Below are 18900 nucleotides of genomic sequence, written 5' to 3'. Positions count from 1 at the left end.
AACGCAGCCCCTCGCAGACTACAAAATGAAATGGAGGCTGCAACGAAAATGAAGTGTGGCCATGCGAGAATGGGAATAATGACTACAATGTAGCTCATGCAATAAAAACTCAGCAAAGAATTTCTGTTTTAATGCACTCAATCAATCAAGTTGCTTGCGATTAAAACGCATAAAAATTGAAAAATGTAATATTACTTACCGGAGAGTACCTACTCATGAAAAAGACCAAAATCGTATGTACGATTGGCCCGAAAACTGAATCTATTGAGAAACTAACTGAGCTAGCAAACGCTGGCATGAACGTAATGCGTTTGAACTTTTCACACGGTGATTTCGAAGAGCACGGCAACCGTATTGCTAACCTTCGCCAAGTAATGAAGAACACGGGTAAGCAACTTGCGATCCTTTTAGATACTAAAGGTCCAGAAATCCGCACTATCAAACTAGAAAACGGCAACGATGTTACTCTAGTTGCTGGTCAAGATTTCACATTCACAACCGATACTTCTGTTGTGGGTAACAAAAACACTGTAGCGGTAACTTACCCTGGTTTCGCTCAAGACCTTAACGCTGGTGATACTATCCTAGTAGACGATGGTCTTATTGAAATGGAAGTTGTTTCAACGACTGATACAGAAGTGAAATGTAAAGTATTAAATAACGGCGACCTAGGTGAAAACAAAGGTGTTAACCTTCCTGGCGTTTCTGTAAAACTTCCAGCACTAGCTGAAAAAGATAAAGCTGACCTTAAATTTGGTTGTGAGCAAGGCGTTGATTTCGTTGCTGCTTCTTTCATCCGTAAAGCAAACGATGTAAAAGAAATCCGTGAATTACTATGTGCAAACGGCGGCGAAAACATCCAAATCATCTCTAAAATCGAAAACCAAGAAGGTGTGGATAACTTCGATGAGATTTTAGAAGCGTCTGACGGCATCATGGTTGCTCGTGGTGACCTAGGTGTTGAAATCCCAGTTGAAGAAGTAATCTTCGCTCAGAAAATGATGATTGAGAAATGTAACCGCGCACGTAAAGTGGTTATTACTGCAACTCAAATGCTTGATTCTATGATCAAAAACCCACGCCCAACTCGAGCAGAAGCGGGTGATGTGGCAAACGCAATCATGGATGGTACTGATGCAGTAATGCTTTCTGGTGAGTCTGCAAAAGGTAAGTACCCTGTTGAAGCGGTAACTATCATGGCGCAAATCTGTGCTCGTACTGATAAAGCTTTAAAAGCAGAACTCGGTTCTCGTTTAGACAGTCCTCGCCTACGTATCACTGAAGCTGTATGTAAATCAGCAGTAGAAACTGCCGAGAAGCTTGCCGCTCCTGTAATCGTTGTGGCAACTGAAGCTGGTAAATCTGCTCGTTCAGTTCGCAAATACTTCCCGACAGCGAAAATCATTGCCGTTACAACTAACACTAAAACTGCAGCACAGCTTTGCTTATCTAAAGGTGTAACGCCAATCGTTGTTGACTCTATCAATAATACTGAAGACTTCTACCGTCAAGGTATAGCTCTAGCGCTAGAAACAGGCTATGGCAAGAAAGGCGATGTAACCGTTATGGTTTCTGGTGCTCTAGTACCATCTGGCACAACTAACACATCTTCTGTTCACGTTCTTTAATTAAAATGAACGGATAGAAATACCAAAAGGAGGCCAATTAGCCTCCTTTTTTATACTTTCCTTACACCTACAAAACACAATCCACTTTTAGTTGTACAACTCACTGCACTATCTTCCCTATCACCTTCTTCCCTATATTAGATACAACCTTTTCTGCGCCATTACCAACCAAAGAACTCCTGATGATGAGTGTTCAGCAATACCACCAACAATAAGAAATATAAAGCACTAATATTGATAGCAAGTACTAACAAACTAGCAATTGTTATTCTAACAACCACGACATTAGACATAAGTTACTCACCGAAATTGATAAATATTCATTCAATAAGTTTAGTGAAGTTTTGCCGATTTATTAGACTAACGTCTTAGATCTTTTCTTCATATACCCAAGTAACTTCAAGCTGCGAGTTTCAGCAAGAATAAAGCAAGCTTTAGGCAAGGCAAATTGAGTATAAAAAATTGGAGCATAAAAAAACGCAACCTGTCGGCTGCGTTATCTGTTATTACGTTATTATCTATAAAGTACTGATGTTATGCTTTTAAAGCACGTTCTCCCCGAGCAATACCCACCACCCCACTACGCGCAACTTCAATGACATCGGTCATTTCAGATACCGCTTTGATAAAGGCATCTAATTTCGCACTATCGCCGGCCAATTGAATGGTAAACAACGATGCTGTGACATCGACAATCTGCCCACGGAATACATCAGATAAACGATGCACTTCAGCGCGAGAAAAACCACTGGCTTTCACTTTAACTAACATCAACTCACGCTCAACATAGTCATACTCTGTAACCTCTTGTACTTTCAACACATCGACAAGTTTATGTAGGTTTTTTTCAATCTGCTCAAGCTGAAGCGCATCGGTTGCGGTGGTGATATTAATACGTGATAAAGTTTCATCATCCGTCGGAGAAACGGTTAATGACTCAATGTTATAACCTCGCTGTGAAAACAAGCCAACAACACGTGATAAAGAACCCGGTTGGTTTTCTAATAATAATGAAATGATATGTCTCATATTAGGTTCTCTCCGTCTTGCTTAACCACATTTTATCCATCGCTTCACCTTTAATTTGCATTGGATAAACATGCTCAGTTTCATCAACATTAATATCAACAAACACGAGACGATCTTTCATATCCAAGGCTTTTTGTAGGCCAGCTTCTAGCTCTTCAGGTTTATTAATACGAATTCCAACGTGACCATAAGCTTCAGCAATGGCTGCAAAATCAGGCACAGAATCCATATAAGAATGAGAATGGCGACCTTGATAAATCATATCTTGCCACTGCTTCACCATGCCTAAGAAACGGTTATTCAAGTTAATGATCTTAACTGGGATAGCATATTGCATACAGGTCGATAGTTCTTGGATATTCATCTGAATACTACCATCACCAGTAATACACACCACTTCCTCTTTTGGCATAGCAAACTTAACGCCCATTGCCGCTGGTAAACCAAAGCCCATGGTGCCTAAACCGCCAGAGTTAATCCAACGACGTGGTTTATCAAATGGATAATATAATGCAGCAAACATTTGGTGCTGCCCTACATCAGAAGCGACATAAGCCTCACCTTTAGTGAGCTTGTAAAGCGTTTCGACTACCTGCTGAGGTTTAATGCGATCCGAATTATGATCAAACGCTAAACACTTACGATTACGCCAACTTTGTAGTTCTTGCCACCAAGTTTCAAGCGCTTCGCTATCTTGCTCTACACCTTGATCTTCAAGCAGCTTTAACATGCTATTTAACACTTCATCGGCAGAACCAACGATAGGTAAATCCGCTTGAATAGTCTTAGAAATCGAAGATGGATCGATATCAATATGCATGATCTTGGCATTAGGGCAGTATTTTTCGACATTGTTGGTCGTACGATCATCAAAACGTACCCCGACACCAAAAATAAGATCAGCATTATGCATAGCCATATTGGCTTCATAAGTGCCGTGCATGCCTAACATACCAAGGGAATTATGATGAGTTGCTGGGAAAGCACCAAGACCCATTAATGTACTGACTACTGGCAAGTTAAGCGCTTCAGCCAGCTTAATTAATTGCTCGCTAGCTTCTGCAATAATCGCCCCACCACCGATATAAAGCACTGGTTTCTTCGCTGCCAATAAGGCTTTCAACCCTTTCTTAATTTGCCCTTTATGACCCGAAGTTGTCGGATTATAAGTACGCATTTTAATTTCATCAGGGTAGTGATAAGGAAATTTTTCTAATGGATTTAATACGTTTTTCGGCAGATCAACGACCACAGGGCCAGGGCGGCCAGTAGACGCAAGGTAAAACGCTTTTTTAATAGTTTCAGGAATATCTTCTGCTTTGGTGACTAGAAAGCTATGTTTAACCACAGGGCGGGAGATTCCCACCATATCACATTCTTGGAAAGCATCATTACCAATTAGACTACTTGGTACCTGACCCGATAGAACAACCATTGGTGCAGAGTCCATATAGGCAGTTGCAATACCAGTAATCGCGTTGGTGGCGCCAGGGCCTGAAGTCACGAGAACAACACCAACTTTACCAGTTCCGCGTGCATAGCCATCAGCCATGTGAACCGCGGCTTGTTCATGGCGAACCAGCACGTGTTCAATATCACTCTTTTCATGTAGAGCGTCGTAAATATCCAGAACTGAACCGCCTGGATAACCGAAGATGTGCTCGACACCTTCATCTATTAGGGAGCGGACGATCATATCCGCACCAGATAACATTTCCATGTTGCCTCCTGTTAACTGAATCTCACTATCCTTAATTAAAGCGTGATGATTCAGTGCTACATAGTTAGGGCTTATTTTTAGCCTAAGAAACTTCAGGCTGCTTATACTTTAGATTTCAATAAAAGTACTACAACCTTGCTATGTACCTATTTGCATTGTCATAACAAGCAACTAGGGTGCATAAGTTCTAAATTACATTCGAACTTGATCACTTTACCGCCATTAACAGAAACTTGTCTATTACTCTAAAATTATTTAAATCATAAAAACCAACAAACAACCTACATAATTAGTGATAAAGACTGCATATATAATATCAATCAAAATATACCAACCAATAACCCGATAAAATTCAGTAGATAATAAATCTAACAATGAGAGGTTAATCTCATTTTGGGTTCTTCAGTGACAGGGATAGACATAAAAAAACGCAGCCTCTAATCAAATAAAGACTGCGCTTTCTAGAAGAACTTATCGCAACAAGCTTGCAGCAAGTGTTTCGCCACAAATTAACATCAGTTGATCTCTCATCCAGATGTGACCTTTATCTTTCTCACTCGATTCATGCCAACTTAAGTAACCCGCCACTTTATTATCGGCGTATGGGTAAGCCATGACTTTATAGTTTGCGCGGTTAGGCATTGAATCAACCAACCAACGAGGAACGACTGTTACTAATTCAGATTGACCGACTACGTACAAGATATTACTTAAACTTGTACCATGATAAGACGCTTGGAATGCAAAATCACCAGTATAAACTCGCTCATAGAAACTACGCACACCGTTTACTTTCGATAGTGTTGCATGTTTTTCTGCCATGAACTCGGCTTGGCTAATTTGAGAGCCAATACGTGGGTGATTTGCAGCAATCACAACGACTAACTCGTCACTAAAGATTTCAGTACTTGAGTAACCCGGCTGCTCAAAACGCGCATAATCAATCACGAAATCCACTTCTTGGTAACGAAGCTTTTCAGGTAAGTGACGATCAAAATCAGCATCAAGACTTAATTGAATACTTGGCGATTTTTCAGCAATACCACGCATGATTCTTGGTGCAAAACGTAAATCTGAAGGGCTACAAACCGCTAATTTAAATACTTGTTCTGATGTTTCAGGAACAAAAATAGAGTTCGGCAATTCATTACGTATTAATTGTAATGCTTGACGAAGCGGGCCAAACAATTGACGAGCGCGTTGAGTCGGTTGAATACCACGACCATGACGCATGAACAATTCATCATTAAACATTACTTTCAAACGAGCAACAGCATTACTTACTGCAGGTTGTGACATACCTAAATACTGCGCCGCACGAGTAATATTTTGCTCTTGCATTACTGCATCAAAAACGGTCAATAAATTAAGATCTACGCCACGTAAAGTGGCTTCTGTTCTAAAATTAAGGGCCATATTTTTTGGTTCAGTAGAAAGTGTCATGTTGTGTTGCACCTCTTTTAATTGTAAGTCAATCACACATAACGACCGTGATTATCGACTACAAAAAGATATCGAATAATGATTGTATTTGCCCCGCCAATATGTCGGGTTGCATTTACTATTCACCAAGCAAATATCAGAAGCAACCGTATTGATATTAAATTATTTTTATTTACAAAAAATCACTAAAAACACTAATATTTCAACAAGCTAACTAGAATATATAAATTAATCTAAAAACCATTTAGCTACTAAATTGATGATGTGAAAGTTGTTTACTCATTAATCAAAGCATAATGCGGAAAATCGACTTGCTCCCATAAGTGACTCCACAAGGGGGCAATATTTCCCCATTCACCTTGCACGACCCAATCGGCAATTGACTCAGCAACATTGGGATAAATTACTCGCTCTGCTGGCTCCTCATCCAACCAAGCTCTCACTATACTAGGATCAAGCCATTGCATTGAACTAGCTAAACCTAAAGATTCAAGTGTCGCCACATTACTCATTTGTTCAAATTGCCCATCTAATGGTTTTAACAATAGCTTTTTACCTAGCGTTAACGCTTCTGAAGGCAACTCAAAACCGCCATTGGCAATTACGCCATGACAAGCATGTAAATCTCTTTGGAAGTGTTGGTATGACAAAGGCATAAAGGTCAGGTGATCTTGTTGGCTCACTTCTTTAACTTCTGGGTGATAACAGATGAAATGGCAATTGGAGAAGCGCTGCAAAAGATCACTAATAGCGGGTAGAGCCTCGAAAGGTAAATAAACCAGAGTGAAATCATGCTTCTGGTTATCAATTTGCGTTGATGTATGAACTATCGGCGGCAAAATAGGTTGCTGAAAATGATACCAATGCAAACCTAAATGATGTTGAGTTGGTGCAAAATGTTGTATCAGAGTTTGATCAAGCCAACTCGCGCCCTTCTTTGGCACCGAATAACGAAAGGCATTTTGATGACTAATCCCAATACTCGGCACATTTTGCTTTTTGGCCGCCCATGCAGTAATCGGTTCAAAATCATTGAGCACCACATCATAACCCTCCAAGTCCATATCGGAGACTTCTTTCCATAACTGACTAGGGTTGGTATTCAAAGCGGTTTTCATATGGCTGACTTTTCCTTTTTCAGTAGTCAATGTCAGCCCTCGTCGAGTTTGATACCCCCCAAAATCTTCCATCGAGAAATAACCTTTGTCATCTCGCCCTGAAAATAAAAAATCAACCGAAACATCCGATTGTTTAGATAAAGCTGACGCCATTGCCCGTGCTCGAGCGATATGACCATTTCCGGTACCTTGCACACCATATAAGATCTTCATTGTTTTTATCCACCAGCCAACATATTAATTGCCGCAAGAGCACAACTGATTCCCAAAGCCGCGCCTAATACAATATCCGTCAAAAAATGCACCCCTAACAAAATGCGAGAAAACCCTATCAAACCAGCCCAAACAAAAGGTAACAAACCAAATTCTGGATAGTAGTTTTGTAGTAGTACTGCCATTAAGAAAGCGGCAGCCGTGTGACCGGAAGGCAAGCTGTATTGATCTGACGGAGTAATAAAAGACGTTAACAAATCAGATATTTGTGCAGGCCTGCGACGTTTAAAACCATTTTTTGCTAACCAATAGATCGGCAGTTCTAATAAAAATGCTAACAATCCTGCCAGTAAAAAGTATTGACCCGATCTTGGTTCAAACCACCAAGTTAATAACCCCATGACTGCATATAAATGCCCATCACCAGTATGAGAGATTGCTTTGCTAATACGAGCAACTGGCAAATTAAAACGGTGTTGTAAGCAAAATAAAGAAAATGCTAAATCAAAGCGTGCTATCGGCTGTATAGTTTTCATCATATGCTCCTTGTTCGATGCTTAATCAGCACTACACCGTCTAAGTTAAGGGAGATAAATGACAAAAAAGTGACGATATTTTGTTCTTATGATGAAAACGTATTGCGGCATATAAATTGGCAAATGAGAGACCATTAAGTTATTTGGATATTTTTTCATCCAAAAGGTTGACGTATCCCCCTTGAGTGCGGTACTAATTAAATCAGTTTTTACGTGGTCGCAGACATTGCTAAGGTAACAAGCATGACTCAACAATTTTCAACTCTACTGAACCTCCTCCTCATCGTGACTCAATCGCGCGGGTAGGCAGTGGACGAAAAACCACATACGATTTCAAACAAGCCCGCATCCAGATGCGGGCTTTTTTATTCACAAATACTCAACGAATAAACCGCATTGGATAGCAAAGCATTAATCACAAGGAAGGTAACATGAACGATCAAGTCATTATATTCGACACCACACTACGCGATGGCGAACAAGCACTTTCAGCGAGCCTAACCGTAAAAGAGAAACTACAGATCGCTTATGCCCTAGAACGTTTAGGCGTTGATGTTATCGAAGCTGGCTTTCCAGTCTCTTCACCCGGTGATTTTGAATCCGTTCAAACCATCGCGAAACAAATCAAAAACAGCCGTATTTGTGCTCTATCCCGCGCCGTAGAAAAAGATATTGATGTTGCCGCAGAAGCATTAAAAGTAGCGGAAGCCTTCCGTATTCATACCTTTATCTCCACTTCCACTATCCACGTACAAGATAAACTTCGCCGCAGTTATGATGACGTCGTAGAAATGGGCGTTAATGCCGTTAAACGTGCACGTAAATATACCGATGATGTGGAGTTTTCTTGTGAAGATGCTGGCCGTACGCCAATTGATAACCTATGCCGCATTGTTGAAGCAGCTATCGATGCAGGTGCAACTACCGTCAATATTCCAGACACCGTTGGTTATACCCTACCGAGTGAGTTTGGTGGCATCATCGAAACGCTATTTAATCGCGTACCAAACATTGATAAAGCGGTCATTTCAGTACACTGCCATGATGACCTAGGTATGTCGGTTGCCACTTCCATGGCCGCAGTACAAGCTGGTGCTCGCCAAGTAGAGGGCACGATTAATGGTATTGGTGAACGAGCTGGTAACTGTGCATTAGAAGAAATCGCCATGATCATCCGCACTCGCGCGGAATTGCTAGGTGTTCATACTGGTCTTAAATACGACGAAATTCACCGCACCAGTAAACTTGTCAGCCAATTGTGTAACATGCCTATTCAATCGAACAAAGCGATTGTTGGTACTAACGCGTTTAGTCACTCATCGGGTATTCACCAAGACGGCATGTTGAAGAATAAGAATACCTACGAAATCATGACACCAGAGACTATTGGCCTTAAAAATCAAGCCTTAAATCTAACCAGCCGATCAGGTCGCGCAGCGGTTAAGAGTCATATGGAAACCATGGGTTACAGTGATGATGACTACAACCTAAACACTTTATATGAAGACTTTTTGAAGCTAGCTGACCGAAAAGGCCAAGTATTTGATTATGATTTAGAGTCATTAATGCACTTTGCTAACTTGCGTGAAGAAGATGATTTCTTTAAGTTAAATTACCTAAGCGTGCAATCAGGTAGCGTAATGGCAACCACCAGTATTAAATTGCAATGTGGCGAAGAAGAAAAATGCGAAGCGGCGGTCGGTAATGGCCCAGTAGATGCGCTTTATCAATGCATCTACAAACTAACTGGTTATGAAATCGTATTAGATAAATTCGACCTGACCGCCAAAGGTGAAGGTGAAGATGGCCTAGGTCAAGCAGATATCATCGCCAATTACAAAGGACGTAAATATCACGGCACCGGGCTTGCAACTGATATCGTTGAGGCTTCAGGCCAAGCGCTATTACATGTTATTAATAGCATTCAGCGTGCTGACAAAATTGCAGAGATCAAGCAATCAAAAAGAATTGAAACGGTTTAACAAAATATAAGTTTAATCAGACGAGAAACCAGATAAATCGCTGGGTAATACATTATTCAGCGAACAATAAAATTAAGTATTACATATTTAAAGGAAAAGAGAACCATGGCAGGTACATATAAAATTGCTGTTTTACCCGGAGATGGCATTGGTCCAGAGGTCATGCAACAAGCGCAAAAAGTGCTAGATGCAATTGAAAAAAAGCATGATATTTCATTTGAGCGCCAAGAATTTGATGTCGGCGGGATTGCGATTGATAACCATGGCACGCCTCTACCAAAAGCAACCATCAAAGGCTGTGAAGATGCCGATGCCGTATTATTTGGCTCGGTAGGTGGCCCTAAATGGGAACATCTTCCACCAAATGAACAACCTGAACGTGGTGCTTTACTTCCGCTACGTAAGCACTTCCAACTTTTCTGTAACCTGCGCCCTGCGCAAATTCATACTGGTTTAGAAAACTTCTCACCATTGCGTGCTGATATTTCAGATCGCGGATTTGATATCGTGGTGGTTCGAGAATTAACAGGTGGTATTTACTTCGGTCAACCGAAAGGTCGTGAAGGTGAAGGTCCACAAGAAAAAGCCTTTGATACTGAGGTTTATCATCATTATGAAATTGAGCGCATTGCCAAAATTGCTTTTGAATCAGCACGTCTACGTGACAAAAAAGTCTGCTCAGTAGATAAAGCAAACGTCCTACAAAGCTCAATTTTATGGCGTGAAGTGGTTGAGGAAACCGCTAAAGGCTACCCTGATGTCGAGCTATCGCACATCTACATCGATAACGCCACTATGCAGTTGATCAAAGATCCATCTCAGTTTGACGTGATGCTTTGCTCAAATATTTTCGGCGATATTATTTCTGATGAATGCGCCATGATCACTGGCTCAATGGGCATGTTGCCATCCGCTAGCTTAAATGAAAGCAAGTTTGGTCTGTATGAACCTGCCGGTGGTAGTGCGCCAGATATTGCGGGTAAGAATATCGCTAACCCAGTAGCACAAATTCTATCAGCAGCACTAATGCTTCGTTACAGTTTAAATGAAGAGCAAGCAGCCCAAGATATCGAACAAGCAGTATCAAAAGCACTAGCAGCCGGAGAGCTGACTGCCGATCTTGCTGATAAAAACCCCGCCCTTTCGACTTCAGAAATGGGTGACAAGATTGCGCAATACATTCAGTCATTATAATTAATTTGAGCAGGTAGCTAGCAATGTCAAACTCAACATCAAAAACATTATATGAAAAAGTCTATGATGCTCACGTAGTCGTAGCCGCTCAAGGTGAAAACCCGATTTTATATATCGACCGTCATTTGGTACACGAAGTGACTTCACCTCAAGCGTTTGATGGCTTACGCGAAAAAGGCCGCAAGGTACGCCAAGTCAGCAAAACCTTTGCCACGATGGATCACAACGTTTCAACTACCACCAAAGATATTAATGCCTCTGGTGAAATGGCGCGCATTCAAATGCAAACCTTGATGAAAAACTGCTTAGATTTCGGCGTCACGCTGTACGATCTAAACCATAAATATCAAGGTATCGTGCATGTAATGGGGCCTGAGCTTGGCATTACATTGCCGGGCATGACGATTGTTTGTGGTGATTCCCATACTGCCACTCATGGCGCATTTGGTTCATTAGCTTTCGGTATTGGTACTTCCGAAGTGGAACACGTACTTGCGACTCAAACGCTAAAACAAGCCAAAGCTAAGACCATGAAAATCGAAGTCAAAGGCAAAGTTGCCGAAGGCATTACCGCCAAAGACATCGTATTAGCAATCATCGGAAAAACAACCGCTGCTGGTGGAACCGGTTACGTCGTAGAATTTTGTGGTGAAGCCATTACCGACCTTTCAATGGAAGGCCGAATGACGGTTTGTAACATGGCAATTGAACTAGGCGCAAAAGCAGGTCTAATTGCACCAGATCAAACGACCTTCGATTACATCAAAGAGAAAAAGTTTGCTCCGAAAGGCGCCGATTTTGATGCAGCAGTAGAGTACTGGAAGACTCTAAAATCAGATGATGATGCTCAATTTGATGCGGTGGTCACTCTAGAAGCTTCAGAAATCAAACCACAAGTCACTTGGGGGACCAACCCAGGTCAAGTCATGTCAGTTGATGGTATTATTCCTAACCCTCAAGATTTCACGGATCCAGTCGAAAAAGCATCAGCACAAAAAGCTCTGGCTTACATGGGCCTAGAAGCAGGTAAAAAACTGTCTGACTACACAGTAGACAAAGTGTTTGTTGGTTCTTGTACTAACTCACGTATTGAAGATATGCGCGCTGCGGCAGCCGTTGCTAAAGGCCGTAAAGTAGCCGCCAATGTTCAAGCGCTGATCGTTCCAGGTTCAGAGCAAGTTAAAGCTCAAGCAGAACAAGAAGGCTTAGATAAGATCTTTATTGAAGCAGGTTTTGAATGGCGTTTACCGGGCTGCTCGATGTGTCTTGCAATGAATAATGATCGCCTAGGTCCACAAGAGCGCTGCGCATCTACCAGTAACCGTAACTTTGAAGGTCGCCAAGGCCGTGATGGTCGCACCCATCTCGTTAGTCCTGCAATGGCAGCGGCGGCAGCGATTGCCGGTCACTTTGTCGATATCCGTTCACTAGAACAAGCATAAGGAGCACGCTATGTCTCAAGCCTCTAAACAGACAGGTTTTCAACAACATACTGGCCTAGTCGTGCCACTTGATATTGCTAATATTGATACTGATGCAATTATTCCTAAACAGTTTCTACAAAAAGTCACTCGTTTAGGCTTTGGTCAGCATTTATTCCATGACTGGCGCTTTTTAGATGATGCAGGCAAACAGCCTAATCCTGAGTTTGTAATGAACGCACCTCGCTATCAAGGTGCAAGTATTTTACTGGCCCGTGAAAACTTTGGCTGTGGTTCATCTCGTGAACATGCTCCTTGGGCACTTGCCGACTACGGCATTCAAGTGATGATCGCACCTAGTTTTGCTGATATTTTCTACGGCAACTCCATCAACAACCAAATGGTTCCGGTACGTTTAACTGAGAGTGAAGTCGATGAGTTATTCGAATTTGTTCATAACCACGAAGGCGCACAAATCACGGTAGATCTTGAAGCGATGACAGTGTCGGCTAACGGTAAGCAATATAGTTTTGAGATTGATAAATTCCGTCGCCATTGTTTACTTAATGGCTTAGATAATATCGGCTTAACGCTACAACATGCTGATAAAATCACTGAATTTGAAAATAGCATTCCTAGCTTTTTAAAGTAGTCAGTTTTTGCCTAGTCTTCCTTTGAACTAGATAAAAACGCAAGCAAACTAGCCCAAATACTCAATAAGTATTTGGGCTTAATTATATTAAAACCTAATGTGAAATTTCCGAGTATCTCTACAGGTCTCTTTCTTTATTGATAATAATGACGAGATTGAAAAATGAATATTAAATACGTTTGGTTAATACTGCTAGCCAGTTTGAGTTTCTTTTCCCATGCAGCTCCCAAAGCCGAACTTTGGCCTTATTGGAATAAAAGCAATGCAGCTAGCTCACAAGTCATTAATCATAATGAATGGCAGCGGGTATTAGATAATAATCTTATTCAACAAGGATCGAATACTTTGTTTGACTACGAACATATTAACTTAACCGATCGCCAAGCTTTGCTTCATTACCTCAATATGCTAACCAAGCTCGATCCGCGCCAATTTAATAAAAATGAGCAATTTGCTTATTGGATTAACTTATACAATGCAGCAACCGTTCAGCTTGTTTTAGACAACTACCCAATCGCTTCGATAACTAAACTCGGCGGCTTATTTTCGTTTGGCCCGTGGGATCAAGATATCCTCACCATTAATGGTCAAAAGTTAAGTTTAAATGATATCGAGCATCGAATCTTACGCCCAGTTTGGCAAGATAAACGCATCCACTACGCGGTCAATTGCGCCAGTTTAGGTTGCCCTAATTTATCAGCTAAAGCCTTCACTGCAGACAATACTCAGAGCTTACTCAAACAAGCTGAGTTAAACTTCATCAGCAGCTCGAAGGGTGTCAACATAACGGATGGTAAGCTTGAACTTTCTTCTATTTATGATTGGTATGCTGTAGATTTTGGCGGTGAGCAAGGCGTGTTGAAGTACTTATCTCGTTTTAAGCCAGAAATACAACAGACCAACAAAAAGCCCAGCTATCAATATAACTGGGCTCTCAATAAAAAGTAAGATTGGAACTGGACTGTATTAAAAGCCTTTATTCTTCTTGACTAAATCATAGGCAGATTGAATTTCTTGTGCTTTTTGTTTAGCTACTTCCATCATCTCTGGTGGTAAGCCTTTAGCAACTAACTTATCAGGGTGGTGCTCATTCATTAATTTACGGTGAGCACGCTTGATTGTCTTAGCATCAGCAGATTTATCTACCCCTAATAACTCATAGGCATCATCCAATTGCGAGGCGGTTGGTCCTTGTTGCCACTGGCCACCTGATTGCTGACCTTGATGTTGATAACCACCAAAGCCGCCACCTTGTTGAAAACGAAATGCGGCTTCTTGCATACGTAAACGCTGTTGCAAATATTGTGCGGTAAAGCCAAGTTCTGATGCCACAATTTGTAGGACATTTATCTCACTTGGATGCAGAGAGCCATCAGCAAAGGCGGCAGATATTTGTAATTCTAAAAAGAACTGTAACAAATCACGTCGACGTCCCGCAGAAAAGCGCACTTTACGTAATGTCTCTTCCAATGGAAAGTTCGATTCTTTTCCTTGGCGGAATGCTTCTTGAGCAATTTTTTTCTGCTCGCCAGTAAGGTTCATGCGATCCATCATCACAGAAGCTAATTGAATTTCTTCTTTGGTCACTTGACCTTTGGCTTTCGCGACATGCCCCATGACGGCATAAGCAGCTTGGAAAAATTCAGTTTGTCTTTCCGCTTGAGAAGGGCCAGATCCAAACGCTGATTGGAATCCTTGTTGGCGACGACGTGCCTTATCAAATTGATGACCAATTAAGCAACCAATGATTGCACCAGGAATATTCCCGATCATTGAGCCAAACAAAATACCTAGTAATTTACCTAACATATGTTGATTCCAAATCCCAAACTATGAATTTTTATTGTTAACTATTGTCTGTATAGTGTCGATTCTTGCAAGATTCTTATATGATATACCCAAGTAACTTCAAGATGCGAGTTTCGGCAAGAATAAAACAAGCTTTAGGCAAGGCAAATTGAATATGATCATAGTCATTCTATCTCTGTTCTATTTAACGCAGTATAAAGCTTGTTTTAACTTGCCCTTCGGGAGCTTCATCCAAGACTTTATGCAGTGTCAGATTGATTTGAAAGGTGTTTACATTCCTTCACCAATCTTTCTTGCCTAAAGGCTTGGATGATAGATCTGAATTCTGCATATTGAAGTCACTTGGGTATATAAAAATCTGTGTATATTTCGTCTTATTTCTGTAAATAACCTTTGTGTATACATAAGTATTATCAAAAACGACATTCACAACTAAATTTCACAGGACAACTTTATTTCATGCTACCAATTTCTCGCACTTTTCTTACCACTCTCATAAGTGCAGCCTTCCTACCAACTGCTTTCGCTGATGAAAGTAGTAGTGACAGTTTGCCCGAAACCGTTCCAGTAGATCAATGTATCGCACCAGAAGAAAACTCTGCAGATCCAGCTCAAGAAACTGTCAATATCGAAGCCGATAGTATTTATGCTGAAGGAAAAAATAAAGCAGTATATCAAGGCGATGTTATTGTTACCCAAGGCCATAAAAAAATCACTGCTGATAAAGTGACACTCAATCAAAGCGAAAGTTCTGTTGTTGCTGATGGTCATGTGACGATGAATGATGGGCAAATTAAATCTACATCCCATAAAGCCAAATCTGATTTTAAAGGCGAACGCATTGAGCTGCATGACACCAAGTATCAATTACTTTGCCAACCAGCTCGTGGTGAAGCCACCTACATATTAAAAGATGGCCAAAGTATCTACACCATGAAAGATGGCTCATTAACGACTTGTCCTGAAGGTAATAAATCATGGCGTGTTAAAGCCAGCAATATTGATATCGATAACGAAGAAGAAGAAGCCACCTTTTACAATACTCGCTTTGAGATCTTAGATTTCCCTGTCTTTTACTGGCCATACATTACCGTACCAATTGGTGACACACGTAAAACCGGTTTCCTTTATCCGTCGGGTGGTTATGATTCAAAAAATGGCTTAGAAATTAATGTTCCAATCTACTTCAACATTGCCCCACAATATGATTTGACCACTACCGTCAATTACATGCAAAAACGTGGGGTGCAGTTTGATAATGAATTTAGATACCTAACAGATGGGTTTGGTGCCGGTTCAATCGATTTTGAATATTTACACCATGATGATTTATACAGTGATAAAGGCTCTCGTTGGGGGCTAAACTTCTCTCACAATGGTATTTACAATCGTCATTGGAAGTTTTCCGTTGATTACTCTCGCGTGAGTGATAATGATTACTTTTCCGACCTTGATTCCAATATTGGTAACCGTGAAGATGGTCAATTATTGCAAGCTGGCGAAGTGTCATACCGTACCGACTATTCAGATACCACATTAAAAGTGCGTGACTTCCAAGTACTATCAAGCTCACAACCTTATCGCTTAATGCCACAACTACAATATGAGTACCATCGACCAGATGTACTGCCACATATTGATCTGGAGTGGAATAGCCATATTAGTCGCTTTGAGACCGATGACGATGACTTACCAGATGCCACTCGTATCCATTTAGAACCTGGCGTAGTGGTACCTTTCTATGCACCGTGGGGGAAATTAACTTCTGAAGCGAAATTGATGTATACCTATTATGATCAGGATTTAAAAAATGGAAGTTCCGCTAGTTCTGACTTAAAAGAAAACGCCAGTCGTACCGTGCCTGAATACCGCATGACAGGCACGCTATTTTTAGATAACAGTCAAAAATGGCTTGGGGGCTACACGCAAACACTTGAACCTCGATTGCAGTATTTGTACATACCTGAAGTTGATCAAGACGATATCTATAAAGGTTATGATACAACTCTTATGCAATTGGATTATTACGGTTTATTCCGTGATATGAAATACAGCAGTGTCGATTACATCGCCCCAGCCAACCAGCTTAGTTATGGTGCAACTTCTCGTTTCTACGATGAAAATTATAAAGAACGCTTCAATATCTCTTTAGGGCAAATCTATTACATCAATCCTGAAAATGGTGAAGCCAATTTATCTGCTTGGGCATTAGAAAATGAATGGAACATCAACGATAAATGGTTATTTAAAGGTGGTGTTCAGTACGATGGCGATGTATCTGAGTTACAACTGGCGAACAGCACTCTTGAGTACAAACTGCCATTTGGTGGCCACACTCAACTAAGTTATCGCTACATTGCTAAAAGTTATATTGAAGACAACGCTGGAAGTATTGGTAGTCAAAATAATATCGGAAAATACACTCGTGATGGCATCTCGCAAGCGGGCATTGTTAATAGCTTTACCGTCGCGAAACGTTGGAGCGTGCAGGCTAACTACTACCATGATCTAACTGAAGACTACATGTTAGAGAGTTTAGTCGGCGTCACTTATAACGATGATTGCTGGTTCTTAGGTTTGACATACTCTCGTCACCAAATGTCACCAGGAAATGTTTACCTTGATACGGTGTATCCTGAGCCTGGACCTGAATACGAATCAAAAGTTAGCTTAAACATTGGCATTAAAGGCTTAGGCCAAAGTGCTGGGGTAACCTACAGCGACGGTGGCAACTCACTTGGTTATGGTCGACCATTTAGCCTTGCTGACTAATGAACCGATAAGCCTGTCATGATAGTATGACAAGCTTACTCATTTACTGTACTTAATTTGTTGTACTTATTGGATATCAAAAATGAAGACATGGATTCCCACATTACTTGGAATAATGAGTCTGTTTACGGCCTCAACAGTACTGTCTGCCCCTCAACCTCTCAACCATGTGGTGGCAATAGTTAACAATGGTGTTATTTTACAAACGGATGTAGACACTGCGATAAAAACAGTACGAGCCAACGCACAAGATAAAAGCCAATCACTTCCTGATAGTGACACTCTACATGAACAGGTCCTTGAAAAATTAGTTTTAGATGAAATTCAATTACAAGAAGCTAAACGTATGGGCATTCAAATTGATGACCAACGTCTAGATCAAGCGATTGAGGGTATTGCTAAAGATAACAATCAGAGCTTGGAACAATTAAGAGCTTCGCTACAACAACAAGGCATCACTTACCCAGTATTTCGTGAGCAAATTCGTAAAGAAATAGCCATCAGTGAAGCTCGTAATGCTCAAGTTCGTCGTCGAGTGAATATTTCACCCTCTGAAGTTGATACTCTGGCATCGATGATGGCTGAACAAACCACACAACGTGTTGAATATAAAGTTTCTCAAATTCAGCTGCGCTTTGGTGATGATAAAGAAGCAACAGAACAACAAGCTAATGAATTAATTGAACGATTAAATCAAGGTGAAGACTTTTCAACTCTCGCCTATACCTATTCGAAAGGCCCAAAAGCTCTACAAGGTGGTGATTGGGGATGGATGCGTAAAGAAGAAATGCCGACCATCTTTGCCGATGAAATTACGACTCAAGGTAAAGGCGCAATCATTGGCCCATTCCGCAGTGGTGTTGGCTTTCACATTATGAAAATTGACGATGTAAAAGGCTTAAAAACGGTAGCAGTTACTGAAGTTAATGCTCAGCACATATTGATTAAACCCTCAATTATTTTAAGCGATGAAGGTGCAAAAAAAGAACTTAACCACCTGATTGATGAAATCCAATCTGGCAAGAGTACTTTTGGCGAATTGGCTCAACAATATAGCCAAGATACGGGTTCCGCGGTAGCTGATGGCATTTTAGGTTACCAAACACCAGATACTTACGTGCCTGAGTTTAAACATCAAGTCGAGACTTTACCAGTCAATCAGATCAGTGAGCCATTCAAAACGGTTCATGGTTGGCATATCGTAAAAGTACTTGACCGTCGCACTGTCGATCGCACGGAGTCAGCAATGAAAAACCGCGCTTATCAAATTTTATTCAAACGTAAATTCAATGAAGAAGCTGGCGCATGGCTACAAGAAATTCGCGCCAGTGCTTATGTTGAAATATTAGATCAACAAGATGGACAAGATAACCAATGATCATT

14 protein-coding genes are annotated in these 18900 nt (G+C 41.0%); 8 read left to right on the top strand and 6 right to left on the bottom strand.

Annotated features, from left to right (window positions below):
• Positions 1–215: 215 nt before the first annotated feature.
• Positions 216–1628, top strand: a complete 1413-nt coding sequence (gene pykF, locus ACE3G9_RS03025; RefSeq protein WP_449218445.1) for a pyruvate kinase PykF — start codon at positions 216–218, stop codon at positions 1626–1628.
• Between the two features lie 534 nt (positions 1629–2162).
• Here the strand turns inward: pykF and ilvN are convergent.
• The 5 genes from ilvN to ACE3G9_RS03000 all read right to left on the bottom strand — a co-directional run bounded on the left by ilvN (position 2163) and on the right by ACE3G9_RS03000 (position 7687).
• Positions 2163–2657 carry an acetolactate synthase small subunit gene (gene ilvN / locus ACE3G9_RS03020; RefSeq protein ID WP_089122190.1) on the bottom strand — a complete coding sequence of 165 codons (495 nt, stop codon included), beginning with the start codon at positions 2655–2657 and terminating at the stop codon, positions 2163–2165.
• Between the two features lies 1 nt (position 2658).
• Complete coding sequence (locus ACE3G9_RS03015) at positions 2659–4377, bottom strand: acetolactate synthase 3 large subunit (RefSeq protein ID WP_449218444.1); 1719 nt, start codon at positions 4375–4377, stop codon at positions 2659–2661.
• Positions 4378–4848: 471 nt separating this feature from the next.
• Positions 4849–5820: a transcriptional regulator LeuO gene (gene leuO / locus ACE3G9_RS03010; RefSeq protein WP_449218443.1), complete on the bottom strand. Its 972-nt coding sequence runs from the start codon at positions 5818–5820 to the stop codon at positions 4849–4851.
• Between the two features lie 275 nt (positions 5821–6095).
• Positions 6096–7151, bottom strand: coding sequence for an MJ1255/VC2487 family glycosyltransferase (locus tag ACE3G9_RS03005; protein ID WP_449218442.1), 1056 nt, complete (start codon positions 7149–7151; stop codon positions 6096–6098).
• A gap of 5 nt (positions 7152–7156) precedes the next feature.
• Positions 7157–7687 carry a phosphatase PAP2 family protein gene (locus tag ACE3G9_RS03000; protein ID WP_449218441.1) on the bottom strand — a complete coding sequence of 177 codons (531 nt, stop codon included), beginning with the start codon at positions 7685–7687 and terminating at the stop codon, positions 7157–7159.
• Between the two features lie 431 nt (positions 7688–8118).
• On the opposite strand from ACE3G9_RS03000, the gene leuA reads away from it, so the two are divergent.
• The 5 genes from leuA to ACE3G9_RS02975 all read left to right on the top strand — a co-directional run bounded on the left by leuA (position 8119) and on the right by ACE3G9_RS02975 (position 13884).
• A complete protein-coding gene (leuA, locus tag ACE3G9_RS02995; protein ID WP_417880004.1) occupies positions 8119–9669 on the top strand; it encodes a 2-isopropylmalate synthase in 1551 nt (516 codons plus the stop codon).
• Positions 9670–9774: 105 nt separating this feature from the next.
• Positions 9775–10863, top strand: coding sequence for a 3-isopropylmalate dehydrogenase (gene leuB / locus ACE3G9_RS02990; protein ID WP_449218440.1), 1089 nt, complete (start codon positions 9775–9777; stop codon positions 10861–10863).
• Between the two features lie 23 nt (positions 10864–10886).
• Entirely contained in the window at positions 10887–12305 is a 1419-nt protein-coding gene (leuC, locus tag ACE3G9_RS02985) for a 3-isopropylmalate dehydratase large subunit (protein ID WP_417880002.1), read from the top strand.
• A 10-nt stretch (positions 12306–12315) separates the two neighbouring features.
• Positions 12316–12936, top strand: a complete 621-nt coding sequence (gene leuD, locus ACE3G9_RS02980; protein ID WP_449218439.1) for a 3-isopropylmalate dehydratase small subunit — start codon at positions 12316–12318, stop codon at positions 12934–12936.
• Between the two features lie 168 nt (positions 12937–13104).
• Positions 13105–13884, top strand: coding sequence for a DUF547 domain-containing protein (locus tag ACE3G9_RS02975; RefSeq protein ID WP_417880133.1), 780 nt, complete (start codon positions 13105–13107; stop codon positions 13882–13884).
• 18 nt (positions 13885–13902) lie between these two features.
• Here the strand turns inward: ACE3G9_RS02975 and djlA are convergent, their stop codons facing one another.
• On the bottom strand, positions 13903–14745 hold the full coding sequence (gene djlA, locus ACE3G9_RS02970; protein WP_417880000.1) for a co-chaperone DjlA: 843 nt from the start codon (positions 14743–14745) through the stop codon (positions 13903–13905).
• A gap of 459 nt (positions 14746–15204) precedes the next feature.
• Between djlA and lptD the strand changes: the two genes are divergently transcribed.
• The gene (gene lptD, locus ACE3G9_RS02965; protein ID WP_449218438.1) at positions 15205–17517 is read left to right on the top strand and encodes an LPS assembly protein LptD; all 2313 of its coding nucleotides are present in this window, start codon (positions 15205–15207) and stop codon (positions 17515–17517) included.
• An 82-nt stretch (positions 17518–17599) separates the two neighbouring features.
• Entirely contained in the window at positions 17600–18895 is a 1296-nt protein-coding gene (gene surA, locus ACE3G9_RS02960) for a peptidylprolyl isomerase SurA (RefSeq protein ID WP_417879998.1), read from the top strand.
• Positions 18896–18900 lie beyond the last annotated feature (5 nt).

Source organism: Vibrio sp. E150_018, from assembly GCF_053544035.1.
This window is presented reverse-complemented; position numbering and strand designations above follow the sequence as displayed.